Annotated in this window: 21 protein-coding genes; 12 read left to right on the forward strand and 9 right to left on the reverse strand. The window is 67.7% G+C overall.

Going from position 1 to position 24129, the window contains the following annotated elements; all coding sequences use genetic code 11:
- Nucleotides 1-265: 265 nt before the first annotated feature.
- Together AMYAL_RS0129555 and AMYAL_RS0129560 are read left to right on the forward strand one after the other, a co-directional pair.
- Nucleotides 266-1135 carry a hypothetical protein gene (locus AMYAL_RS0129555; RefSeq protein ID WP_020634892.1) on the forward strand — a complete coding sequence of 290 codons (870 nt, stop codon included), beginning with the start codon at nt 266-268 and terminating at the stop codon, nt 1133-1135.
- The gene (locus AMYAL_RS0129560) at nt 1129-1932 is read left to right on the forward strand and encodes a hypothetical protein (protein WP_020634893.1); all 804 of its coding nucleotides are present in this window, start codon (nt 1129-1131) and stop codon (nt 1930-1932) included. Before AMYAL_RS0129555 ends, AMYAL_RS0129560 begins: the two co-directional genes overlap by 7 nt.
- Before the next feature lie 335 nt (nt 1933-2267).
- Here AMYAL_RS0129560 and AMYAL_RS0129565 read toward each other — a convergent pair whose 3' ends face one another.
- The 6 genes from AMYAL_RS0129565 to AMYAL_RS0129590 form a co-directional block, all read right to left on the reverse strand.
- On the reverse strand, nt 2268-3467 hold the full coding sequence (locus AMYAL_RS0129565) for a methyltransferase domain-containing protein (RefSeq protein ID WP_020634894.1): 1200 nt from the start codon (nt 3465-3467) through the stop codon (nt 2268-2270).
- Complete coding sequence (locus tag AMYAL_RS0129570; RefSeq protein WP_020634895.1) at nt 3464-4423, reverse strand: MvdC/MvdD family ATP grasp protein; 960 nt, start codon at nt 4421-4423, stop codon at nt 3464-3466. Before AMYAL_RS0129570 ends, AMYAL_RS0129565 begins: the two co-directional genes overlap by 4 nt.
- A gap of 74 nt (nt 4424-4497) precedes the next feature.
- On the reverse strand, nt 4498-4761 hold the full coding sequence (locus tag AMYAL_RS0129575) for a hypothetical protein (RefSeq protein ID WP_020634896.1): 264 nt from the start codon (nt 4759-4761) through the stop codon (nt 4498-4500).
- A gap of 235 nt (nt 4762-4996) precedes the next feature.
- Complete coding sequence (locus tag AMYAL_RS0129580; protein ID WP_020634897.1) at nt 4997-5278, reverse strand: hypothetical protein; 282 nt, start codon at nt 5276-5278, stop codon at nt 4997-4999.
- A gap of 319 nt (nt 5279-5597) precedes the next feature.
- On the reverse strand, nt 5598-6827 hold the full coding sequence (locus AMYAL_RS0129585; protein WP_020634898.1) for a helix-turn-helix domain-containing protein: 1230 nt from the start codon (nt 6825-6827) through the stop codon (nt 5598-5600).
- Nucleotides 6820-7140, reverse strand: a complete 321-nt coding sequence (locus tag AMYAL_RS0129590; RefSeq protein ID WP_020634899.1) for a putative quinol monooxygenase — start codon at nt 7138-7140, stop codon at nt 6820-6822. Before AMYAL_RS0129590 ends, AMYAL_RS0129585 begins: the two co-directional genes overlap by 8 nt.
- A 501-nt stretch (nt 7141-7641) precedes the next feature.
- Between AMYAL_RS0129590 and AMYAL_RS0129595 the strand changes: the two genes are divergently transcribed.
- The 3 genes from AMYAL_RS0129595 (at nt 7642) to AMYAL_RS0129610 (ending at nt 11926) form a co-directional block, all read left to right on the forward strand.
- Nucleotides 7642-8856, forward strand: a complete 1215-nt coding sequence (locus AMYAL_RS0129595; protein WP_020634900.1) for a helix-turn-helix domain-containing protein — start codon at nt 7642-7644, stop codon at nt 8854-8856.
- Nucleotides 8857-9132: 276 nt separating this feature from the next.
- The gene (locus AMYAL_RS0129600) at nt 9133-9567 is read left to right on the forward strand and encodes a hypothetical protein (RefSeq protein WP_143267996.1); all 435 of its coding nucleotides are present in this window, start codon (nt 9133-9135) and stop codon (nt 9565-9567) included.
- Between the two features lie 1144 nt (nt 9568-10711).
- Complete coding sequence (locus AMYAL_RS0129610) at nt 10712-11926, forward strand: M20 family metallopeptidase (protein ID WP_245193139.1); 1215 nt, start codon at nt 10712-10714, stop codon at nt 11924-11926.
- Nucleotides 11927-12312: 386 nt separating this feature from the next.
- Here the strand turns inward: AMYAL_RS0129610 and AMYAL_RS0129615 are convergent, their stop codons facing one another.
- Nucleotides 12313-13107: a CPBP family intramembrane glutamic endopeptidase gene (locus tag AMYAL_RS0129615; RefSeq protein WP_026467571.1), complete on the reverse strand. Its 795-nt coding sequence runs from the start codon at nt 13105-13107 to the stop codon at nt 12313-12315.
- 192 nt (nt 13108-13299) lie between these two features.
- Here AMYAL_RS0129615 and AMYAL_RS46400 point away from each other — a divergent pair, with 192 nt between their 5' ends.
- On the forward strand, nt 13300-13680 hold the full coding sequence (locus AMYAL_RS46400) for an SCO4402 family protein (RefSeq protein ID WP_020634906.1): 381 nt from the start codon (nt 13300-13302) through the stop codon (nt 13678-13680).
- Nucleotides 13681-13884: 204 nt separating this feature from the next.
- Nucleotides 13885-14106: a hypothetical protein gene (locus AMYAL_RS0129625; RefSeq protein WP_039795866.1), complete on the forward strand. Its 222-nt coding sequence runs from the start codon at nt 13885-13887 to the stop codon at nt 14104-14106.
- A gap of 394 nt (nt 14107-14500) precedes the next feature.
- Here the strand turns inward: AMYAL_RS0129625 and AMYAL_RS0129635 are convergent, their stop codons facing one another.
- Nucleotides 14501-14899: a hypothetical protein gene (locus AMYAL_RS0129635; RefSeq protein WP_020634909.1), complete on the reverse strand. Its 399-nt coding sequence runs from the start codon at nt 14897-14899 to the stop codon at nt 14501-14503.
- 566 nt (nt 14900-15465) lie between these two features.
- Between AMYAL_RS0129635 and AMYAL_RS0129640 the strand changes: the two genes are divergently transcribed.
- The 3 genes from AMYAL_RS0129640 (at nt 15466) to AMYAL_RS0129650 (ending at nt 17296) form a co-directional block, all read left to right on the forward strand.
- A complete protein-coding gene (locus AMYAL_RS0129640; RefSeq protein ID WP_039794306.1) occupies nt 15466-15858 on the forward strand; it encodes a hypothetical protein in 393 nt (130 codons plus the stop codon).
- Between the two features lie 128 nt (nt 15859-15986).
- The gene (locus tag AMYAL_RS0129645) at nt 15987-16868 is read left to right on the forward strand and encodes a hypothetical protein (RefSeq protein WP_245193398.1); all 882 of its coding nucleotides are present in this window, start codon (nt 15987-15989) and stop codon (nt 16866-16868) included.
- A gap of 26 nt (nt 16869-16894) precedes the next feature.
- Nucleotides 16895-17296, forward strand: a complete 402-nt coding sequence (locus AMYAL_RS0129650; protein WP_020634912.1) for a hypothetical protein — start codon at nt 16895-16897, stop codon at nt 17294-17296.
- Nucleotides 17297-17778: 482 nt separating this feature from the next.
- Here the strand turns inward: AMYAL_RS0129650 and AMYAL_RS0129655 are convergent, their stop codons facing one another.
- Complete coding sequence (locus tag AMYAL_RS0129655) at nt 17779-18957, reverse strand: LGFP repeat-containing protein (protein WP_245193140.1); 1179 nt, start codon at nt 18955-18957, stop codon at nt 17779-17781.
- Between the two features lie 383 nt (nt 18958-19340).
- On the opposite strand from AMYAL_RS0129655, the gene AMYAL_RS0129660 reads away from it, so the two are divergent.
- On the forward strand, nt 19341-22988 hold the full coding sequence (locus AMYAL_RS0129660; RefSeq protein WP_084702173.1) for an ALF repeat-containing protein: 3648 nt from the start codon (nt 19341-19343) through the stop codon (nt 22986-22988).
- Nucleotides 22989-23777, forward strand: coding sequence for a hypothetical protein (locus AMYAL_RS0129665; protein ID WP_020634915.1), 789 nt, complete (start codon nt 22989-22991; stop codon nt 23775-23777).
- Nucleotides 23778-24129 lie beyond the last annotated feature (352 nt).

Here is a 24129-nt window from a genome sequence, read left to right on the forward strand (position 1 = left end):
CTGGCCGCGGTGTCGGGGACCGCGTGGCACAGCGTCACGTCGCGCCGATCCGGCGCGGAGCACCAGCGTGAGGTGGGCGAGGTGCCGGAACGGATCCACCACAGCCACGCTCGACGAGTCATGTCCGACGCACCTCCTCCCGTCATATGTGCTTAAGAGGTCCTTAAGTGTCAGCTCGAAACTCTGTGAGCTGTGACTTAAGGGGGACTTAAGTGAGCGTATGGCGGTTGGTGCGGATTGGTCAAGAGGGTCTAAACTGGCGGGTGTGAGTGAGGACATCGACGATGGTGCTGAGATCCTTCGCCGGTTCATCGCCGCCTACACCGAGACCGTGGCGGCGATCGACAAGCTGGAGGACCCTGGGAAGGCGGCTCGGGTCGCTCATCAGGTCTACGACGCGCATCAGAAGCTGCGGCCCGACCTCGCCGATCTCCGGACACGGTGGATGAAGGCCGCCGGTGCACGGATGACCAACAAGGAACTGGCCGTGGCGCTGCAGATCAGCGAGGCACGGGTGTCGCAGCTCGTGCCCAGTCCTCCGCCGTATCGCGCATTGTTCGGCGACAGCGGCACGGTCCACATCGGATACCCGGTCCGGCACGGGATCACCGACCTTGATCGTCCCCTGGTGGCGGGCGAGGACGCGGCGACCACCGACGCGCTCAGCAGCCTCCTGTCCACCCTGGGCGTAGAGGTGGATCGATTCCAGGTCGTCGCCGACGAGACAAAGGTCCCCGACGGCGACACGGTTCTTATCTGCGGCCCGAAAACCGCGCCGGTCGCCGGACGATTGATCGAGCGGGATCCCGCGCTGACGATGCTGGAGGAAGGCGGACGCTGGTGGATCGAGGTGACCAGCAGCGCAGCCCGCTACGGTTCACCCTCCGACCAGCCTGAACCGCAGCAGAGCGACGTCGCTTACCTCGCACGGCACGTGATGGACGACCGCGTCATCATCCACATCGCCGGGATCCACAGCATCGGCTCGCTCGGCGCCGCCCACCACCTCGCCGGGCACGTCGCCGCCCTGCACAAGAAAGTCCGTAAGACTCAGTTCTCGGCGATCATCCGCTGCACCTTCGAGGACCGGCGCATCACGGGCACCGACATGCTGGCCGGACCTTTCACATGGTGAACCCGATCAGCGTCGCCACCGCCCAGCTCCCGCCCGGCCACGACAGCGAGGACAAGGTCTTCACCACCCGGACCGCGGTCATCGTGCTCGATGGTGCCAGCGCGTTCGCGCCTGTCCCGGTCAGCCCGTCCACCTACGCCGACACCCTCGGCGGAACCTTGCGCGACCACCTGGACCGCGATCCCGAGACCGATCTGGCCTGCGCTCTCGACGACGCGATCACCACGACCGCCGCCCGGCTGGGCCTGGTCGCGGGGACGTCGCCGTCCAGCACGGTGACGATCCTGCGCCGCCGCGGCGACCAGGTCGACATCTTCATGCTCGGCGACAACCTGGTGGTCCTGCCCGGCCGGACGATCACCGACCCCCGCCTCGCCCATCTCGACATCCCCGAACGCCGGCACTACCGGCAGCGCCTCGCCGGTGGCACCGGATTCGACGGCACCCACCGCACGCTGCTGGCCACCCTGCAGCGCACGCAAGCCGCGCGCCGCAACGACCCCCGCGGGTACTGGATCGCGGAAGCCGACCCGGCCGCCGCCCACCACGCCATCCGCGTCACCGTCTCCATCGACGACATCCCCTGGGCCATCGTGGCCACCGACGGCGCCTACACACCCCTGCGGCACCTCGACATCACCGACTGGGCCGCCATCAGCGGCCTCGACGACACCGGCCTGCACCGCATCCTGACCCGATGCCACAACTGGGAACACGACGTCGACCCCGACGCGCGTGAACTTCCCCGCGCGAAACGCCACGACGACAAAACCCTCGTCGCGATCAGCTTCGCGTGACCCAGCCGCGATCTGGCGCGCTTGTCCGCAAATACAGATCTTCAGCACGGGTGTGCCCGTCAAGGAGGTCGACTGCTCCCAGCATTCGGGTCATCGTTGCCGCGGTTCACCCGCGCGGTTGCGTCCAAAACGAGACCAGCTACGCCTCACCTCCCCACGCCCTCGTGCTCGTCAGGCAGGTGCGGCGGGACTGTAACGCGAACGGCTCTGGGCCAGTCCCCGCCCGCGCAACGGCCCTCCTCGGCGTCACTGCGTGCTACCCAGAATCAGTGGAGTCTTTCCGTTGTGGTGTAAGGGTTCCTCGTTGACTTGGGGAGGTGACCCATCGACGATTGCTATGTCGGCTGGATCGTTGCCAGAGGTGCGTCGATGGTGTCGACGTAGATCGTCTGTTTGTCGGGTGTGACGAGCAGGCCGAGGCGATTCCAGGGTGGCTGGCCGGCCTGGTCCCAGATGTGGTGGGCGTGTTCGACGTGCCGCCATAGCCGGACGGGTCCGGTTTCCCGGACGGTGTGGTGACCGCGGCGGTCTGTGGCGAGGGTGATCTCGGCCCGGGAGCCGTCGGGCGTGGTGATGGTGGCCGCGCGTGGTCCGTCGTTGGGGTCGCCAGCGTACCCGATACGGTAGCTGCTGCCGAGGTGCATCGCGGCGAGGAACCACACGACCGGCTGGGTCCATGGTGTCCGAGGGTCGCGGGTCGTGGTGGACGTCGTGGCGGGAAGGTCAGTGCTGGTTCGGGTGTAGGGGATGCGGCTGTCCGCGCCGGGGTGGTGGCGCAGGCTCATGAAGGTCGCGCCGGTGGCGTCGAAGTTCCCTTCGGCGCGGTCGCGTGCGGTGCGGGTGAGGTGGACGAGGTTGCCCGCGTTGGTCCCGGCGCGGACGTCGGCGAGGATCCGGCCGCCGATATGGGTTTGCTCGATCCAGGCCCAGGGGATGGAAGGCACGGAGCAGGTCGCGATGATCCGGTCGAACGGAGCGTGGTCGGGCAGTCCGGCGGATCCATCGCCGGTTACGAGTGTGGGGCGGTAGCCGAGCTGGGCGAGCCGGGCGCGGGCGGTGTCGACGAGGCCGGGTTCGATGTCGATGGAGTACACGTGTTTGTCGCCGAGGCGGTGGGTCAGCCAGGCGGCGTTGAGGCCGGTGCCGGTGCCGATCTCCAGCACGGTGTGACCGTCGTGGATGTCGAGGGCTTCCAGCATGCGGGTCATCAAGCCGGGTGTGGAGCTGGACGACAGGAACACCGGCCCGGCGTGCTCGTCCTGGTCGACGAGGGTCACCAGCGCGGTGTTGGTGTAGACGGTGTCGGCCCATTCCTGGCGTGTGCGCGGGTCGTCGGCGGAGAAGGTGATCATCCGGCCGTCGCGGTGACGGTAGAAGCGGGGGACGAACAGGTGCCGGGGTACGTTCTCGACCGCGGCCCGCCACTGTGGCGAGCTCAGCTTCCCCGCGGCGACGAGGCCGGCGGCGAGCGCTGTGCTGCGGTCCCGCCAGTCCGGGATGCTGCCCAGGCCGATGCCGGTGGTCGAGGTCGTCATGGCGTGCCTTTCGCGAGCAGGGTGGCCATCGCCTCGGTGATGGGGGCGCCGGTCGCGGCCTCGAGCCAGCCCATTTGCGGTCCGGTGTTCGCTTCCAGCATGACCCATTCACCGTCGGGGGTCACGACGAAGTCGAACGCGGCGTAGGCCAGACCGGTCTTCTCCATGTAGCGGGCGACGGCCTGCGCGAGGTCGGGTGACAGATCGAGGAGTTTGTAGCTGAGGTTGTCCGGGTCGCTGCGGTAGTCGACGTAGGCGGCTTCGCTGTGGGCATGGATGGCGATGGGGAACATGTCCTCGCCGATCACGGTCAGCCGGACCTCGAACGCCTTCGGGACGAACGGCTGCAGCGTGGCCGCGGTGCGGGTGACGCCGCCGAGGGTGGCGAGGTCGCTGCCGGTCAGGCGCCGGGTGCCCCCGGTGGTGGCCTGCCCGTCACGCCGGATTCCGGTGGGCCCCAGGGCTTTGGTGATCGTGTCACCGCGGGCGGTGCTGATGAAGCGGTCAGCGGCGTCAGGGTCGTTCGTGATGACGGTGTCCGCGACGGTGAGGCCGCACCCGGCGGCGACTTTCCATTGGTAGGGCTTGAACATGGCGTCCGCGCAGCGATTCGGGTGGTTGGCCCACAGCACGTAGAGTGCGGCCAGCACACCACCGAATCCCAGTTTCGCCTCACGGTGGCAGAAGTCCTGCACATCGGCGGGAAGTGCGCTGTCTACCTGGTAGGGGCTGGGGTTGCGGTTCCAGATCGACCTGATGTCTGCGAGGTCGACCTCGTGATGAGCGTTCCACAGCCGACCAGTCCAGGTGCCGTTCCGCAGACGCGCGTCGAGGCGAAGCTGTGCGGGAAACGCGGCCAGGTCGGTGCGGAAGACGGGGACGTGTCGCGCGGCGAGCGCGGCGATCACCGCGTCAGCTGTCGGGTCGAAGTCCCGGGCCAGCACCAGAACGGTCACTACTTGTTCTCTTCCCAGTCCCAGGTTTCGTTGTCGCCGCCGTCGCCGTCGGTGTGTGTCCCTTCGAGACTGGTTTACTCCCTGTCCATGTTGGGCGTCAGCGGCCGGCCCATGGTGTCGACCGCGACCTGCAGGACCGGGTCGTAGGAGTGGACGGGGAGCTCCCGCCGCGGCGCCGGGCGCAGGGCGCGGAGCGCCAGTGGCTGTTCTGCGCCGTCCGGCAGTGTCGTCGTGGTGGCACCGGATGACTCCGGAGACCTGGTGCTCCGGCGTATCTCAACGGTCGCCAGCGGTCCCGCCAACGAGGTGTCGTCGACGGGAATGGGCTCGGGGGCCATGCGTGGTCCTTCCTTTCGGTATCTACCGACGGTAGGCGCCCTACTTCTGTCCGTACAAGCCCGCGGTAAGTGGCGGATTCCGGACCGGTGGTCTTGGTCAGCGCGGGCGGGCCTGGTCAGCGCGTGGCGGTGCGGGATCGGGTTGCGGCCCATCTCCTCGCGGCGGCTTGCAGTTTCGTCGCGATGGCGACGGGGTCGTGCCACCAGTCACCCGGTGGTGCCTCGATGTAGGCGATCACCGGTTTGCGCCCGAGCAGCATCGGGATGTGGGGAACGGGTCGTCGATGACCCAGCACCGCTGGCGCGCGTTGGCGACCCGGCCTTTCTGGATCGCGATCCACTGATCGCCGGGGGTCCAGGTGAAGGTGTGGTCGTAGAGAAAGACCGCGGTCCGGACCTGGGCGTCATAGGGATGGGTCAGGTCGGGCGGAAGATCATCGGTGGGCTGCGTTCCTCCGGCTGCGTGTCCCTCCTGCGATACGACCGGGGACGCCGATGGGACGGCGGCACGGGTCATGGTCGGCACCTCCGTTCGCCTGCCCCGCAGGAGCCGCCTCTCGGAAGCCTCGCGGGGGAGGGCCGCTGCTCGCGCACGAACTCTGTCGTCGAGCCCGTTCCGGCCCGCGCCACGGCGGGGCCGCCGGGACCGGGGCGGACAACGGGACGAGCGCGTCGCCGGTGGCGGTTCCGCCTGGGGCGGATTCAGGGCGGCCAGGTCGATCGCGGTGCCCGGCTCGGTGCACGTGAATGACGAAGTCAGCACGTAGCGTCACCTCCCGTTTCCGAAAGGCGACGCTACTGATACTTTTTGTGAGGGTCTAGTACAAAAAGTGCGTTCACTCTATAGGGCTAGTTGCGAGGCGGGTCTTGAGCTCGGTGAAGGCCTCGTCGTCGTTCGCGGCCGTGGTCTCGCCGAGGTCGCTCAGAAGGGTCCGGACGGCCGGGTGGGTGCGGACCTGTTGCGGTGCCAGGTCATCCGCGGCGGTCAGCGCGGCGACGACTCCCGCGAGATTGCGGCGCTGGGCGTGCGCGCGGGCCAGGTCGATCAGCAGCCGGGCCCGCCGCTCCACCGACAGGCCGGAGACGTCGAGGGCTTCGCCGACGCGCAGCGCACGGCCGGAGTCGCCGAGGGCCAGCGCGATCGTCACCTCGTGCACGCCGACGTTCGCCGGTCCGAACTCGGTGCCGTGATCGTTGCGGTTCCGCCCGTTCCGCTCGGCCAGCTCGTGTGCCAGATCGAGCTGGGCGTAGGCGGTGTCGGCGTCGCCCAGGCGGCTCGCGATGACCGCCAATTGCAGCTTCAGCGCACCACGCAAGGACACGGCGACCGGGTCGGTGGTGCCGAACGCGGTCAGTGCCTCGTCGGCGTCCTCCGCGGTCGCCCAGGCGAGTTCCAGGGATCGCGCGGACTGGAAAGCGAGCGTCAGCCGGAACGCGCCCGCGGCGACCAGCATCGGATCGCCGGTGTGCTCGGCCGCGCTGATGGCCCGGTCGGCCGCCACCCACGCGGCGGCGGGTTCGTCCAGTTTGGACAGGACGGCGGCGGCCGTGTGATACGCCGAGGCCAGCGCGGTATACAGCGCCTTCTTCGGTTCGCCGTCGGTGGCGCGAACGGCCGTTTCCAGCTCGGGGAGCAGGTCCAGCAGCTGCTTCGCGAGGGTGTCGTAGGAGGAGCCGTGCACCAGCTCCCAGGCCTGCGCCGCCCGCTCAATGAGCGATGCCGGCTCGTGGCGGGCGTGTGGCTTCGGCTCGCTCGGGCGGCGCAGCCCGAAGCGCAGGCCGCTGCTGCGCAGGAGCGCCATCGCGAGCTCGCTGACGGCCAAGGGCTTGCCCGGTGAGGCTGCCGCGAACGCCGCCGCCGACATGAGGTCGGCGATGGGGATCCCCGCCACCTCGGAGATCTTCTCCAGCACGGACATGCGGTCGATCTTGCGGTCGCCGCGCTCGACCTGGCCCACCCAGGACCCGGATCGCCCGATCAGCTTGCCGAACGCCCCCTGCGACAGCCCGCGCTCGATGCGTTTGGCGCGGATCGCGCCACCGACCCGTCGTGCGGCCTCAGTCACCCGGGATCAGGCCCTTGCCGACGGTGGGGGTGAGGCGATCGACGTGATAGCTCTTCACGTACAGGGCGCGTTCGGCCAGGAACGCCTGGACGTGCGGCTGCTGTTCGTGGGCGTCGAAGGCCTCGGGGCTGGCGTAGTACTCGTTGAAGACCCGCGACAGCGGCGCGCCGTCGACCGTGTTCACGAGGTAGAGCAGCGTTCCCGGCTCTTCGCTCACGATGAGCGGCAGCGTCCTCGTGACCAGCGCGTCGAACCCCGCGGCTGCGGCCTCGTCTTTCAGTTCGAACCGCACCGACAACGCCATCATCGGCATGAGCCAGCCTCCTTCGACATCGGGTGATCGACGCGAGTCTACGGAGGGCGCACTTTTCGTGCGCCAGGTAGCACAAATAGTGCGCCTGGCCGGTGGAAGGTCAGGCGGCTGGCCTGCTCCAGAGCCATGCGGTCCGCAGCGCCGCGATCAGCGTTTCGTCGTCGGCGTCGGTGGGCTCGTCGGTGCCGACCGGCAGCCAGTCCTCGCGGACCGGATGCCCGCGTTCGTGGCGGGTGACCGCGATCCCCGGTAGCGCCCCGGCTTCTCGCTGTCCCCATGGGCAGGCCGGTGGGAGCCTTCCACAGGGACGGGGACACGAAGGTCGCCGAGGAACGAACCCGGCGCGGTGCGCTGAGTCCCCGTGTCGCGGGGACGGGGACACCTCCCCACGGCGTTACGCTGAGGAGGCACCCCGTGTGCATCCTCTACGCGGAGGACGCCCCCGGTTGGCCGCCGGAGGCACGCGCAGAGGATCACTTCCGCGTAGAAGGCAGGTCCGTCATGGACGAGCGTGCAGAGTTCCTTGCGGCGACGATCAAGAAGAAGCGCGGCAACGTGAGGATGAATCAACGGGATCTGGCCCTGCGCGCTGGCCTGAGCATCTCGACGATTCGGGCGCTGGAACAGGGCCGACGGCCAGGGTCGGTCGGCACGCTTCAAGCAGTCGCCCACGCGCTCGATATCACTATCGCTGACCTGCTGGGGAAGGCGAAGGCGCTTCCTGGGGATGGTCCGGACGCGGGCATCGTGGCGATTCGGCGGGTACTGACCTCCGTTGACGACCTCCTTGACGACGTTGTCGAAACCGATGAGCCGGTCAGCCTTCGGGCGACGTCGCGAGACTCCACCTATGCGTGGGGTGCGTACTGGGGTGGCCGGTATGAAGAGCTGTCCGCGCTGCTGGCACAGGCAATGATCCGCGCCCGCGCGGCCGAACACGCCAGCTCGCCCAAGGAGCGCGAGGCAGTAGCCGACAAGCTCGCCCAGCTGTATCAGGTCGCCAGCTGCACGCTGGTGCATCTCGGCCACCCGGTCACGGCATGGCTGGCCTGGGATCGGGCAAGGCAGGCCGCCAAGCGCGGCAGTGATCCACTTCGTGTTTCCGCGCTCCAGGGCAGTGCCTCATGGCTCCTGCTGACTGAAGGCCGGTACGAAGATTCGGTGGAGGTGGCGACCAAGACCGCCGAGAAAATCGAGATCGATGGAAAGTCTTCGCTTCCGCAGCTATCCGTGTACGGCAACCTGATGTTGTCCGCGGCCACCGCCACAGGACGAAACATCAAGCTGCGAACCCGAGCCGCAAAAGCAGACGACTTCCTCACCGAGGCCCGCGCCATCGCAGAGCGGACCGGTGAGCGCAACGACTACGAATCCGCCTTCGGGCGCAACCAGGTGATCATGCAAACCGCCGACGTTCAGGTGGTCACCGAGCAGTTTTCCAAGGTTCTGCGGACCGCACGAACAATGCCCCGCGACGCCGGCCTGCCGTTGGCCGCTCGCAGCCGTCACCTCACGGACGTCGCTCTCGCGCAGACCCGGCTCGGCATGGACGACCACGCGGCGAACACTGTCTTGTCGATCTCCACGGCCGCCCCGGACTGGATCAATCACCAGACCTTGTACAAGGCCGTCGTGGGCGAACTCGATGACCGCCTGGTGAAGACCCCGCTGCATGAGCTGGCGCAGAAGATCGGCGCAAACAGCGAAGCGCCGTAACTCTTTGTAGTGCATTAGTCCGAAAGAGTAGTGCTACAAGGCGTAGGACCCACTTCGGGCGAACCGTACTAACGTCGTCACCGTGACCGACGACGAGCGTTCTACCAGCACAAACGAGGCCCCAGAGGTCCCGGTGCGGCGATCGAGCGCGTCGAACGATCGGTCAGGTTCGTGGGCTCGCGTGGCACACCTGGCGACTCGCGACGAGTGCCGATTTCTGGGGGCAGTTCCCTGCCGCTGCTCGGTAGCCAGCGACGACGCGACGGCGGGGACGTGATGAGCGATAGCCAAGGAATGCGGGTCCGGATCGGGATTCGGAACCACCTCGACAGACGGCACGCCTATCTGGATCCGCAGCTGAGGCAACTGGAGCACCGAGAGATCGACAAGATCCGTCCTCTCTGCCACGCCGATCCCGCGAACGTCGGCCTCATGCACATGTGCGATATGGTCAACCGGTTTCCGTTGCAGCATCTCGGCGGCGAGTTCGTCGCCTGCCTCGGATGCCGAAACTGGCTCGAGACCCATCCGCACATCGTCGTCTGCCGCAACGACCTGATCGTCTGCGACGAGCACAACGTCGTCGTGGCGAACCGCGGCGGCCTGCCCCTCGAAGTCATCACGGTCGACGATTCGGACCGCGATGACCTGCCCAGCCCTCGACGCCCTCAGAGGCGAATAGGAGGTCGGCACTTGCTGCCCATCCCCTGATCAGCCCCCGGCTCACGCATTGGCGAACTTGACGGCACGCCAGCGTTCCCCTCTCCCCAAAGAGTGATCGGGCGTGAGGCGGAGGCACCGAACCCCGCTCCTCCCCTGAGTGAACTTCATCGTTCTCCTACCTCAGGGTTGCAGGAGCTGGGCACGGTGCACGGGCCGCCTTGAAGAAGCGGCCGCGGACACCAGGCGCTCCTGGGATACCTGTGTAGGACCTTCTCGGGAGCGCCCCTTTTACCCCTCTTTCCACCTCAGGTTCTGGCCGCTCAACGCCCAGTCCTTTCCTGAGGACCGGGGAGATGGGCACGGTGCACGGACGGTCGTGAGCCCATCGCGTGCACCACCACCCGATCCAGGCGCTTCCGGGAAGCTTCCTCGCACGGGTTGCCCCCAGGAGCGCCCCCAAACAGCCTCCTGCAGGAGGTGGACCCGTTCTCTCCAGCCTCCGGGAACTTCACGGACACCGGAAGTCGTGGAAAACGGTTCGGTGCGCAGAACTCGGCTCCGTAGCCGGGTTCGTGTGCACCAAACCGACTGGCGTCGACCCGGCCGGTGGGCACTCTCGATACTCGCGCATCGGGAGTGCTCAACCACAACTTCAAACGCTCCTGCGAGTACCAGGTTCGGCCCGACGTCCTCACTTCCCCTGCGGGGCCAGGCCGGAAATGGGTCAACGCCGCAGGACGAAGGCACCGTCACGCTGCTGGGCCCCCTCTCGTGCCGTGACGGCAGTCCTTCCCGCTGGTGCAGGACCAGCAGTAGCGCCCTCGGACATCAGCACCTGGGTCCGGGGGCGTTCTACTGCTCCCGCTCCTTCACCGCGGCCGAACCACCTCCCAGAGCCACCGGCGCGGCACCGGCCTCACCGGTGATCACTCGGTACGAGCGTGGCGCCGCCGGACTTCTCGGAGTCCACCGCCGTCGTGCCGATTCCGTCGTTGACCTCGTCGGAGGCCTTCGACTCCGGGCGTGCTGTTCGAGGCAGCGGTGGCCGAACGGCTGATCGACCACGCACGGCAGGTCTACGCCGGGGCCCGCCGGGTCGAGAGCGACCAGGCTCTGCGAGATCTGGCGATCGTGCGAGGCTAACCGCTTGAGACGACGCCCAGCAGAGTGTGGGTGAAGGGAGGTGCCGGTCGTGAACGCGATCATCAACCGTGGCGGTGAGCACGATGTGCTGGCCGCGGCCCGCGAGGACCACGACTCGGTCGTCGCCCTGACCCGTGAGCTGGTCGCCATCCCCAGCCGCGGCGGGATCGACCCCTATGAACCGGTACTCACCCGGCTGGGCAGCTGGCTGGACCGGCACGACCTGGCCGCCACCGTGCTCAAGGACCAGACCGGCGCCACCGTCGGCCTGACCTGCGAGATCCATGGGGCTCGTCCCGGTCCGCGGTGGGTGCTCGACGCCTGCCTGGACACCGCTCCCTTCGGCGACGAGGCCGCCTGGACCCACCCGCCGACCTCCGCGGCCATCAGCGACGGCTGGCTCTACGGGCGCGGCAGCGCCGATTCCAAGTCCGGTGCCGCGATCTTCTGCCACATCGCCGCCCGGCTAGCCTCCGACGCCGATCGTCTCCACGGCTGCCTGGTCCTGCTGGTCGACGTTGACGAGCACACCGGCGGCTTCGGTGGCGCGAAACGATTCTTCGAGGGTCCCGACGCGCCCGACGACGTGGCCGGCGTGATGATCGGCTACCCCGGCATGGACAAACTCGTCGTCGGCGGACGTGGCGTGCACCGCGTCAAGCTGCATGTGCACGGCGTGGCCTCGCACTCCGGCGGCAGCAAGACCAGCCCGAGCGCCATCGAGAAGGCCGCCAATCTGATCCGGGTGCTGTCCGCCGCCGAGCTCTCCGACAGTGCCAGCGCCGAATTCCCGATGGCGGGCAAGGTCACCGTGACCGCGATCGAGGGCGGCCAGGGCTACTCGGTCACCCCGGACCTGTGCACCCTCAACGTCGATGTCCGCACGACCCGGACCTTCGACGACGAGGACGCCGCCCGCCTGCTCAAGCACCTCGTCGCCCAGGTCGACGACGCCTGGCCCGGAACCCAGCCCACCCTCATCCAGGTCGACACCCGCTGGCCCGCCTTCGCCCTCGCCGAGGGCTCCCGTCTGCGCACCGCCATCCTCGACGCCGCCAGGACGGTCGGCGTCGAGGTCGAGCCCAAGGTCGCCGGGCCGTCCAACATCGGCAACTACCTCGCCGGGTTGAACATCCCGGCCACCGCGGGCTTCGGCGCCGACTACGTCGGCCTGCACGGCACCGACGAACGCATCCGCATCGACACCATCCCCACCGTCCAAGCCATCTACCACGCCGCCGTACTCGCCCTCATGGGTGCCTAGCGCCGGCCCCGGACGCGTCGCGTCACTGCGTGATTATGTCCGTGGGTTTTGACCGCACGTGTTCGTGGATTCTGGCCGCACATCTTGATCAGCTGTCATAAGCAATGTCGCCGAGTTTCGACCGCGCTATGGCATTGCTTGTGATCAAGCCTGGCCGCTGCTTGACGCGTCTTCAGGCCATTCGTCCTCCGCTTCGCGCCGGGGGCTCTACCTGGCGTCGTCCTCGTTGCGGCTCCACCACGTTGCCAGTCGTGAAGCGATCGACAGCAGCGCGGAAGTGGAACGGGTTATCGCGCTGGCAGCTGGCGAACGCCGCCTACCCCGAACGACCGGTAAGCGGCATGAGAGTACGTACCCCCTCCTGTCCACCCACGGCGGTCCGGATGTCACGGTGTGAGGTTCAGCAGGAGGGCGATGGTGCCGAATGTCTGCAGGAGAAAGGTCAGGCCGGCGTGCATCCCGATCGACACCCGCAGATCCTTCTTCCGCCAGGCGAACCAGGGCCCGGGGAGAAAGAAGATGATCCTGGACAGGAACACCCAGGGCGACCACAGGTGGTACAGCGAGAACAGCACCGTGCTGACAACCGGCGCCCATCGGCCCAGCCGGGACAGGCGGCCCATCAGGAATCCACGGAAGTACAGCTCCTCGATGACCGGAAAGGCCAGCCCGGTCAGGGGAATGCAGACCGCCAACGCGATGACCATGACCGAGTGCGGGTATCCGGAGAGGACGTCGGTGACGCCACCGCCCGCGCCTTCGAACGGAACCCACCGGAATAGCCGCTCGTAGAAGAAGTTGTCCATGGGCGTCAACGCGAATGACACCATAAGGAACCACACGATCAGGGGGATGACGATGGCGACGAGTTTCCCGCGGGATAGTGGCTTGTCCAGGTAGTGCACCACTCCACGTAGCGTGAACCGGCCGTTGCGCCGGCGGCCCAGCCACAGCAGCAGGCCGAGCTCGAACGGCAGGAGGGCCAGGAGCATGGCGATCGCCCAGCCCAGGAACGGCGGATAGCCGATGGACTCGGCCAGAGGTGCGCCGATGAGCAGGTAAACGGCGACGATCAGGACGCCGGGGGCGAGGTGCAGCGTGATGGACAGCGGCAAGGAGTGCCTGTCGGCCAGCAACCGCTCGGCGATTCGGCTCGGTCGAGCCTCTTCTGTGGCGGACATAGGCTTCCGCGTGTTCTCGTTCTCCATGCCGGGGATGGTCGTCCGGTCCGATGACATGGCGCTGACACGGCACTGACACGGTTCACAGACGTACCGAGAGCGCCGCCAGGCCGAGACGCTGCGAACACTCAACTCGGCATGAGCGCACGATGCCACCGGACGTCATCGGCCGGAAACAGAGCGGAGAACCCCATGACCATCTGGCACCATGGGCCCATGGATGTGGCACGGCCCGAACGGCGTGAGGATGTACTCTCCGCGCTAAGAGTGCTCGCGGCGGAGCCTCTCGTTCTGGATGGTGCGGGCGGCGACGCGCGATGGCCAGGCCTCACCGACGCTGTCCACTGGTTGGTGGACGACACTCCGTGGGACTTGGTGGATCCGATCACTTCGATCGGGACGATCCTCCGCGATGACCACGAGGCCAACGCAGTTCGAGAGGTGGTGGCCGCGATCATTTCCGTGTCGGCACGCCAAGGCTCCATGAGTTCGGACGCGGCTTGGTTCGGTGACAGTGGCTGGCGCGAGGTTCGGCGGACCGCCGCAGACGCACTCACCTGTCTGGCACGGTGAGCACGCCCCTGCCTCATCCCACCGACAAGTCAGGATCATGCGCAGGAGCATTCGCTCATCGGCACGAGAGGACGTCTGCGTGTGGGTGTCCGGACGATCTGGCTCAGTGCTGCTGGCGGTCGCCCGAAGTAGCCGGTGAAGTTTCGCTAGATCGTCCAGGGGGTAGTCCAGCGACACGAAACGTCAGTCTGGGGAGTGGTGCTCGTGTATCGGATCAAGCCGTCCAAGCCCGCCGCCGTGTTCGGCGCGGTTGTCGGCGTCGCGGTGATCATCTTCGTCCTGGTGCGGTTCCCGCTGCGCGAGCCGTTCATCTGGCTCTGGCTGGCCGTCGCGGTGGGTGTCGTGGGCTTCAGCCTATGGGCGGCGTTCGCCAAGCGCGGCGCCGAGAAAGTGGTTGTCGAGGATCGCCCGCAGTCGGATTCCTGAGTGGTGCGTCCGAATTCGGTCAGTCCGTCCACTGCCCGTCGGATCGTCGGCAAGTGCTTGCGTCGCGGCCCCGAGGTCACCGGCCCGAGCAAGCGATAGGCACGTCATGCAGGGTGACAGCCCGTTCAAGCCGGGCCGGGTCCGGGGAGCTCACGCCCCGACGCAAGGTGCCGGGGCTCCCGCGTCAACGTGCGCTCATCGGCATGAGGGCGCACTCGGCAGGGCGCGTGCCGTACGGAACGATGATCCAATGCTGGTTCAGGTGGAGCGGTTCTCCCGGAATCCCGGCGATGCCGCGTTGGTCACCGTGAGGACCCCGGTCGGGACCGTGGCGGCGTCTTGGGGCGGAAACCTGGAGTCCGCAGTCGCCCGGCTCTAGTGTCCGTCAGGGACGTCAGGTCGGAGTGGCGTCGGGAGATTCAGGCCCGGCGTTGGTATCCGGTGTCGTGTTTCCTGTTGTGGTCGGGTCCGGTCCGGCGGCCAGGTCCCAGGTGTCGTGGCCGGGTGACTGGCCGTCGTGGAGGAACTTCAGTGCCGCCAAGGGATCGCGGAGCAGTTCGCTGTGTTTCTCCAGTACGGCGGCCTGCATCTCGCTGACGGTGAAGACGACGAGATCGCCCGCTCTTTTGATCATGACGATGGAACCCAGGCGGACGACGGCGTTCTCCTGCTCTCTCACGACCGCGTGCAGCGCCGCGGCGGCTTCGGCTTTCGCTTTGTCGATCTCGGCCTGGCGCTTGCCGAGCCCTTCGAGTTCCAGCGCGCGTTCCAGTTTCGCCAGCCGGTCCCTCACCGGTTCGGAGTCGGCGACTTCACGACCACGAGCCCAGAAACGCTGCCACCAGGAACCTTGGACGGAGGGCTCCTCGACAGCGACCTCCAGCCCGAACTCGCAAGACCCGTACGACGGCGCCCTTCAACGCCAGGCCATCGTCGGCGGAGGTGTAGACCGAGACCGGTGTCCATAGCCCGGCGGTGATCATCGCCTGGGCGAATGCCCCGAAAGCAGTGGGCGGCCGGGTCGCCGGGCCAGCTCCTTCAGGTGACCGGGGGCCTTGACGAGTCGGTGAGCACCTGCGAAGCTCGGGTGACAGATGGATTGGAAATGTCACATCGGGGAGGGCGGGTTCCGGGATCTGCGAACCTGGCGGGCGGCATGCCCTACTGAAGGTCGGTGTGTGGCGGGTCGGGGAATTCTATTGATCTCGATAGTTTCTGGCACGGGGTGATCCGGCGGCGCGAGTTCGTGCTGGCGCCGGCATGCATTGCCGTCCCATGTATTGGCGTAGAAAATTGTGTCCATTGTGGTCGGTGAGTTCGCGGTGTTGTGCAGCTGTTCTGACGGGGAAGGGGAGAGGTATGTCTTTTTCGGTGTATGTGAAGAGGGCCGCGGTGGTCCTGGTCTGCACGCTGGGGGCGTCAACGGGGGTTCTCGCAGGTACGGCGTCAGCGGACGTGGAGGTCGCGTGCAACCCGTACTACTGCAACTCGACCGACGGCAAGAACGGGAAGATTAACAGGGTCGACGCTTTGCGCGGCGACCTCATTCTCGGTACCACCGGGTTCTTCGAGGTGTTCCTGCCCGACGGCAGCAAGCGCACCGGCCCCACGAATACGGAACGGAACCACCTGTTCTACATCAACAAGACGTTCAACTCCGGCCTGATCTGCCTGCGCTATTTCGAGCGGATCAAGCCGGGGGTGTTCCAGGAGCAGGGCAAGGCGGCGTGCACCAGCATCCCGATCGACTGACCCGCGGCCCACAAGGGTCGCGCCATCACGTGATGCGATCGTGCGGCCCCTCGGGACGGCCTTGACCCATTTCGTCTTCGCCGGATGGCGACGCTATCCGGCCACGCGAAGGAGAATCCGTGCGCACGATGATGCGCGCCGCGCTGATCGCACTCAGCGCAGCCACACTCACACTCGGCCCGCCCGCGGCCGCGTCGGCCCAGCCTGGCTCCGTGACCGTCCCGTCCACCACCGCCGCCTACACGGTCAGTCCCGGTTCGTCGGTGAACGTCAACGCCCGCGTCGTGGTGCTGCCAGGTATGACGGTCTCGTTGTCGATCACCCTGGGCAACTACAGCGCGACCCCGTCCCAGGCCAGGGTCCGGTTCCGCGCCAAGTGCATCACGAAGGACATCGACTTCCTGACGGTCTGGTCTGATCCGCAGATCGTCACGGTCCCAGGCGACCCGGCGAACCCGCCGAAGGGCGGGAAAGACCTCAAAACCGTCACCGTGAGCATCACGCTGCCCGCGACGTGCGCTCCGCAGCCCGACCAGGGGTCGATCACCCACGACGGTGATTTCGCCGCGGAAATGGGGCCGGCGGTCGGTCCGGCGACCGGGCTGAAACAGTCCCTGTACTGGATCGGCAAGCCGTTCACCAAGACCAACTATAAAGACAACCTCATCTTGCAGACGCACGGCCAGCCCGCCGAGTCGGCCGCGCACCACACACTGCCTCAGAAGTTCGAGGCGAAGTTCAATAAAGCCGGCATCCCGACGATTCACGACCCGATCTACCTGCGCTGGTGGTGCTCACGCCCAGGGGTTCCGGGAAACCACCCCAGCAAAGCGGCCGAGTACAACGCACTATGGGACACGTTCTTCACACAGAAGCCGAACCCGACCGCCGCCGAGGTCCTTGCCTATCGCACATCGATCCAAGGCAGGTACACCTACACATGCCCACCGAAGACGACCACAGGTTCATTCTCGGGGCCCGCTCCACAGATGATGATGTCTGGGTCCTGATCGAGCATGACGGTCAGGCCCCGCCGGTGCCGTGGCGGCTGCCGGACGGGTCCGACGTGTTCCAGCTGATCGACGACGGCCGCACCGAACGGCTAAGTTTCGTTCCCCGGTTCGTGCACACGAACCGGGGAACCCGGCTGGGTGACCTCATCTGGACCACCGGTGACACCAAGGTCGCCTCCCGCCGGTTCGTGAACGTCCTGGCCTCGATCGGGGCCACAGGCTACCGCACTTTCCCCGTCAACGTCGTCGACCACGACGGGTCGCCGCTGGGCGATTTCGTCGGATTCGCGATCGAAGACGACGACCCCGGCAAAGACCTGCACTTCGCCAACGGCGTCCAGTTCTGGAACTTCGCCGCCACCGGCCGGGTCGTCGAGGCCCTCACCCACGCCGGCGTCACCGAACTGTCCATCACACCTGCGTAAGGAGAGCACTCCCTGGTGGCCCGGTCGACCTCCAGCGGCGGTCCGCGATGACCATTTGCCCCGGAGTTCAGCTCAAGGAGCTCTGATTCCCTCGTTTCGTAGTTCCGGCTCCGGTGTTCGGAGAGAGCGGTTCAACGAGGCCGATGGGGTCTCGTTGAGCCGCCAATCCGTCGAGGCAGCGCCAAGAGACCTACCGCATTCGCAGGCAGCTGGCCACGGCGCTTCTGATGGTCAGGCGCAACCGGGGCGCTGTAGGCCGGGTCCGCGGTAACCCATACGGTCGCGCCGCTCCCAATCATGGTCCGGTAGCGGTTGGATCCTTCGATGGCAGTCCAGACGAAGCGGTGAGACCACGACCAGGTTCCCGCCCAGGAACCGCCCGACGGCGCGTTCCACAGCGTCATCGAGGCTGCGACAGCCCCTGTGGCTCGCGCTGGGGCGGCGCCTTCGCGTTTGAGGGGTGCCGACCCAGCAGCCGGGTGCTATGAGGTGGTGAGGATGGGAGCGGTGGCTCCGCGGTTCCAGGTGATGGTGCCGTGCTGGAAGCGTTGGGTCCAGCCGGTGGGGGTGGTTTGTTCGTCGGTGGTGGGGAAGCCGAAGCGTCCTTGTTCCCAGCCGTGCTGTCGCCAGGTTTGCCGGATGGAGCCTTGCACGGTGTGGACCTGCCGGGTTTGGTCGCTGTAGTAGATGGAGGCGTTGGTGGGTCCATTGAGGTCGAGGTGATTGGCTTCGGTGGGCTGGCCGAAGTGCACGTAGCTTCCGGCGCCGTTGGGGCCGGTGGCGTTGGGGGTGGGGGTGAGGCCGATGAGGGGCTGGCCCTGCCAGGTGCGGCCGAGTGTGACCCATTTTTCCCAGATGGGCCCGTACAAGGCGTTTGCGCGGAAGGGGTTTTCACTGGACGGGTAGCTGTCGGGGTTCCAGTAGATGGAGCCACCGTTGCCGCCGCCAGCGCTGGGGTTGCCGGTGAAGTCGGCGTACCAGCCGCCACCGGGGGCGGTGTCCTGGCTGGTGGCGGGGTAGCCCAGCGGGCCGGCGGGGCCGCCGGTTTCGAGGTAACGGGAGAGAACGCTGCTGTAGATCGCGCGGGCGCCGATGGCGGCGGTGTAGTAGATCGCGCCGCCGTCGTAATACTGCTCCCACCCTACGTTCTCGGGGGCTTCCGCGGCGGACGGGTTGGCGCGGTGGATGTGCCCGAAGGCTTCGCCGAGGAAGAAGTCGGCTGCCTCGTCGGCGGCGAGCCGCTGCCGTTCGGCGGTGACCGCGGCGTAGCCCCGTGCGGTGGCGGCGCTGATCAGCCGCAGGGCTGACGCGGCCGTCTGTTCTTTGCCGGCCCCGACCGCGGTCCAGCCGCCGAGGTCGATGTCGACGGCACCTGCGGTACCCGAGCCGTCGATGAGGGTGACGGTGATGGGGTGGGCGTTGTCCCCGGCGAGGAGGTATGCGCCGGGGACGTCGATGGCGTATTCGCCGAAGTCGTCCGGGATCTTGAAGCACACCGGCCGCCCATCGCCTGCCGAGGACTTCACTCGCACCACGTCGGTGCGCCCGGCGCAGCTTACCGGCTCCAGCGGTGTCGGGTCCGCGACGGCCACCGCCGGCACGCTCAACCCCATCAGGACACACACGGCGACCACGCCGATTCGAGACACGCGCAACACCATTTCCCCTCAGTAATGCAGTCATTTGTGCCAACGTCACTGAAACCGTGTACAACGGCCCACGAAACCTGGCCATACCTGCGCGCCATCTTGAGGCGCCATCGATCCATCGAAAGCAGATGGATATCTGTTACATCCTTCGCTCGATTGACGGCATTGCGGTCTTGGGCAAGGAGTTAGCCCTTGGCAGGCAGCTGTTTCGGGCGCCTAAGCGTGAGGTTGATTACAGGCCTGGACTGTTAATCATCGCGACGCGTACGCTCCGTCCGCCGGGACTGGGTGGCCGGAATTACTTCGACAATGGTGTGCTCTTGAAATCCGCGCGCGGTGCGTATTCTGCCGCGCGCAGATAACGGTGTGCCTGTTTCTGAGGGGTTGATGGGGAAATGCGGACATCATGGACGGCTCGTGCCGGGCGCAGACGCGCGGCCGCGCGCCTGCTGGCGGGCACGCTGGCGCTTGCGCTCACGGCGGGCTTGGTAGGTGCCTCTCCGGCATCCGCCGATCCCACAGTCCCGGACGGGGCCGCCGCAACAGACCGGGAGCGGGTGCTCGCGGCGTGGAAGGACGGTGGGCCCGCGGTACAGATCGCGGCGGGTGCGGCGCTGACCGGCACCGAGGCGCAGCTGAAGGCATTCCTGGACGCCGGGCAGGCCACCGCTGAGCTGGAGGACGTGCGGGCCCAGGTGGAGCAGTTGGCCTCCGGTGGCGGCCCGGTGGTTCGGGAGCGGGCGAAGGCGGCGTTGGCGGGGTCGCAGCAGGTCGTCCAGACGTATCTGGTGTCCGGCTGGATCGATGCGCATCTGCAGGATCTGCGCAAGCAGGTGGACGAGGTCCGTGCCGCGGCGGCGGAGGGTTCCGAGGTCCGGGCTCGCGCCCAGCGGGCCCTTGACGCGGGCACCGTGGAGGCGCTGCGGCAGTTCGTGGACAGCGGGCGGGCCGGCGCCGAGATCGTGGACATGGAGATCAAGATCGCCCGGCTGCTGGATGTCGCGCCGAAGGGGTCCGCTGTCTACCAGGCCATCCAGGTCGCGTTGGACGGGACTCCGGAGGAGGAACGGGAGTTCCTGGACTTCGGGTACTCGCTGGCCGTCGCACGGGACAACGAGCTGCTCTCGGTGCAGACCTTGGCCGAGCAGGCCGAGCAAGCTCGGCAGCGAGCCGCTGAGGAAACGCAGACCGCGAAGGACGCCTCGGCCCGCGCGATCAGTCTCGCCGACTCCGCGGCATGGCTCGCGGACCGGGCCGGAGACGCCGCAGGGGCGACAGAAGAGATGGCCGGATTGGCCGGCGGCCAGGCCGCCCGCGCCGCTGACCTGGCGGGCCGGGCCGCGCAGGCCAGCCAGCAGGCCGTGGCGTCCTCTCGCGCCGCCGCGGCAGCGGCTCGCACCGCCATGTCGGCGGCCTCGAAGGCCGCGGCGGCGGCAACGGTCGCGTCGCGTGCGGCCGGCAAGGCCGCCCGTGCCGCGTCGGCGGCGTCGGGGGACGCGCGCAAGGCAGCCGACGCCAGGATCGCGGCCCAGGCAGCCCGCGACGCCGCATCCGGCGCCCGTGTCGCCGCGGACGCCGGACGGGCCGCGGGGGCGGCGGCGGTGCAGGCGGGCCTCGCCGCGTCCGCCGCTGCGGGTGCCGGTGAGAAAGCCGCCGCTGCCGCTGCTTTGGCAGCCAAGGCTGCGCGCGCGGCAGGCACGGCCAGTGCGCACTATCGTCAGGCGACACGCGCCGCCGCACGGGCGCAAGCTGAAGCGGCCCATTCCCGGGCCGCGGCGAACACCGCGACGAACTTCGCCGCGCAGGCCAACCACGCCGCCCAAGAGGCCGCGGACAGCGCCGGCTATGCCGCCACCAACGCCGAGGTAGCCGCGCGGTTGGCGGAGACCGCGGCCGACATGGCAGGGCGCTCCGCGACCGCTGCCCAGGACACCGTCACAGCCGCGAAGGCCGCTACCACCGCGGCTGATGCCGCACGTGCGGCGGCGGACAAGGCCCAGGCGATCACCGACAACGCCCGGAAGGCCGAGACCGAGCTGCTGGCCGCCGAGCACGAGCACAAACTCGCTCTCGCCCGCGCTGCGGCCGACCTGCCCGACCCTGATCACCCCGACGAGCCCGTCAACGACCAGCCCACCACAGGGCCCGAAACCAGCCGCTGGGACTCGATCACCCAGGAACGGCTCGCGGCAGCGCGCGATCCGCGCAACGCACCGGCGACGCGGGCCGGGTTGGCACGACAGGTGGCGCTGCGGCTGGCCGGTAATCCCACTACGGGCCCGTGGACCCAAACGGTCGCCGAGACCGCCTTGGTCGGCGACGATGCCGCCGCCGAAGGGTTCGCGCGTGCCGGGCTCGACGCCGCGGCCGAAGCCGACGACCGGGACAGGATCGCCGCCCTGGCAGCTCCGGCGACGGTCGTGCCCGACTCCGGCGATCCCGCGAAACTCCGAGCAGCGGCCGCGACCGCGGCAGCCGGCACGATTGATCAGCTCCGCGGCTTCCTCGCCAACCCCACGTACCCCGGCCGCGACGCCGACGACCAGGCCGCGGTGCGGACGGTTCTGGACACCGCCCGCACCGCCGGGCAACAGACCCTTATCGATGCCGCGACCACAGCGCTGGCCGGGCCCCCAGCCGATGTGCGGGCCCTGTTGACCCGCACGCAGGCCTACCGGCAGCAGCGCGACGACGTCCTGACCGTCGCACGCGTCCAGACCGAGGCACGCGGGAACACACAGCAGAACCTGGCCAACGCCGCTGAGGAAGCCCTCGCCGGGCCCGCCGCAGGGATCCGGGACTTCCTCGACCGCGCCCAGTACCTCGCCCTCGCCAAAGACCAGGTCGCTGCCGCCCACGTCGCCAGCGTCGAGCACTCGCTCACCCTCGCCAGAGAGGCTGCCGCTCTCGCCGCCCGCGAAGCAGCCGACGCCTGGGACGCCGTCGCCCCGGCGCTGGCCGCGGCGAACAAGGCCGCAGAGCAGGCCGCACGGGCCCGCGGCTATGCCAACCAGGCCGCCGGCTACAGCGCCCAGGCCCATGCCGCGGCCCAACGTGCCGCCGACTCCGCTGCCCAGGCCGCGGCCTCATCACAGAAAGCCCGCGCCGCCGCCGATCAAGCCGGCCACTCGCAGAACACCGCCACGTCCGCGGTCTGGCGTGCCTATCGATTCGCCGTCACGGCCTACGTCTCGGCGCGACAGGCCGCCGGCTCCGCGGCCCGCGCCGCCGCCGCGGCGGCCGACGCAGCCAGCGACGCCGCGGCAGCCCGCGACGCCGCTGACACCGCCTACCGCACCTATCTCGCCAAACTCGCCGCCGAGACCCGTCTCAACCGGGCCAATCCCGACGAGCACAACACCGCCGAGAGTGGCGCCAGTACCGCGGACGACCTCACCCAGCCCGCTCTCGGACGTGACCTGTCCGACGAACGGTACGAAGCACTCCGCGGACTCGGCTACACCGGCTCCCGCCACTTCACCTGGCAAGAAGCACTCGACTTCGCCGCCCGCGGCCCCTGGCCTCAGGCCGAGGTCTGCTTCGCCCTCGGCGGCACCGCCGATCAATGCCGCCCCGACGGTCCTCTCGGCGGCTTCGCCGGCTTCATCTACGACGTCTTCCTTTCCGACATCAAGGCCTGTGCGCTCCTCGAAGCGAAAGCCTGCACCGCCATGGCCGCCGGAGCGGCCGGACGCGGCGCCAAAATCATCCGCGAAGCAGGAAAGATCGGTGAAGGAGCCGCCCGCGTCGTCCTCCCCAAAATCGGCGAGAAGCCGCGCAAGGTCGTGAACAGTAACGTGAAACACCTCCGCGATGATGAGCGTTGGAAACGTGGTGGGTTCGCGGACGAGAAGTCGGCGCGGGAAGCAGTGCAGGGGCTGGGGAAATCCATTGAACGCGATGGGTTCCCCAAGGGAACCATTCCCGACACGGCTCGTGTCGACCGGCTGCTGGTACCGCTGAACGACAAGGTTTACGCTACCTACCAGATCGCCCCTAACGGCAACGCTGTCTTCAAGACCATCCTGGTGAAGAGAGGGTAAGTGACTACAGGGCAAAACGACTCGCCGGTAGCCGCGTTCTGGCGGTTCGACACCGAGGACGAACGCCGCATCGTCCGCGATGTGCTGTATCGCCGGTTTCCTCGCTTGACCGGCCTTCTCGCCGACAGCTTTACAGCGGTGTCCACCTGCGACATCGCCCACCCTGGGAACCCGGACGGTGACAATGATGTGATCGTGGAGATTCTCGTTCTCCTGGCAGACGTCAACGGGAACCTCGATCGAGTATCCACCGAACAACTGCAGGACATCCTCGGCGAAGGTATGACCCGCAGCCTTGGCCACGTACCCGAACCCCACCTCGTGCAGAAAACAACCCAGCTGGTCGACGCCAAATCGAAGGCCATCGATTGGGGAGCCCTCACCTGGGCGGCGACCGATTTCGACGGCAGCGAACTTCCGGAAGATATACGGCCGCTCAGCCCTCCCTTTTGGGCATTGCTGAATACTGTTGAGCAACATGCGGCAGTCAAAGCGGTTGTCAGCCGATCGTTCCAGCAGACCGCCGCAGTATTACTGGAATGCCTGGAACAGGCGGACCCCCTCGATATCGTGTACGCCGACCAGACTCCGGAATACCCGGACGTCGTGTGCGAAACACTCGTCCTGCTCTCCGACGTATACGCAGATCTCAGCCGCGTCACCCCAGAACGACTAGAGCACGTCCTGTACGAAGCACTCGCACGATGCTTTGGCGAATCACCGGAGGAACAGCGAGTTCCTCACGCGGTCAACCTTGTCGTCGAGCGTGCAGCACTCCGTACTGGCTGATCAGCGCAGCACAAGGTCTGCTGGGCGACGCCGTTGCCGAAGGCAGTGGTGGTCTTCAAGGCGAGAGGGAAGTTCGGGTCTTCCGCGGGGAACAGGCGCTTGCCGGTCCCGACCACGGCCTAGGTGCAATCACCAGCTTCAGTTCGTCGACGAGGCCTTCAGGCAGCCACCAGCGGACGGGTGGTGCCGCTGCCGTTCGTCATGATGTCGCCGCCGGGTTGCGCCTTGAGTTCGCGGATGGCCGATCAGAGGTCGTCGGGCAGCAGAGTCGAGTTGCCGTCGTCGACGCCGAAGTGCCGCAGCCGATGCAGACCGACACCTCGAGCTTCCCGGCGGGGACGAAGCCCCGCTA

The sequence above is a fragment of the Amycolatopsis alba DSM 44262 genome, assembly GCF_000384215.1.
GTDB classification, from domain to species: Bacteria; Actinomycetota; Actinomycetes; order Mycobacteriales; family Pseudonocardiaceae; genus Amycolatopsis; species Amycolatopsis alba.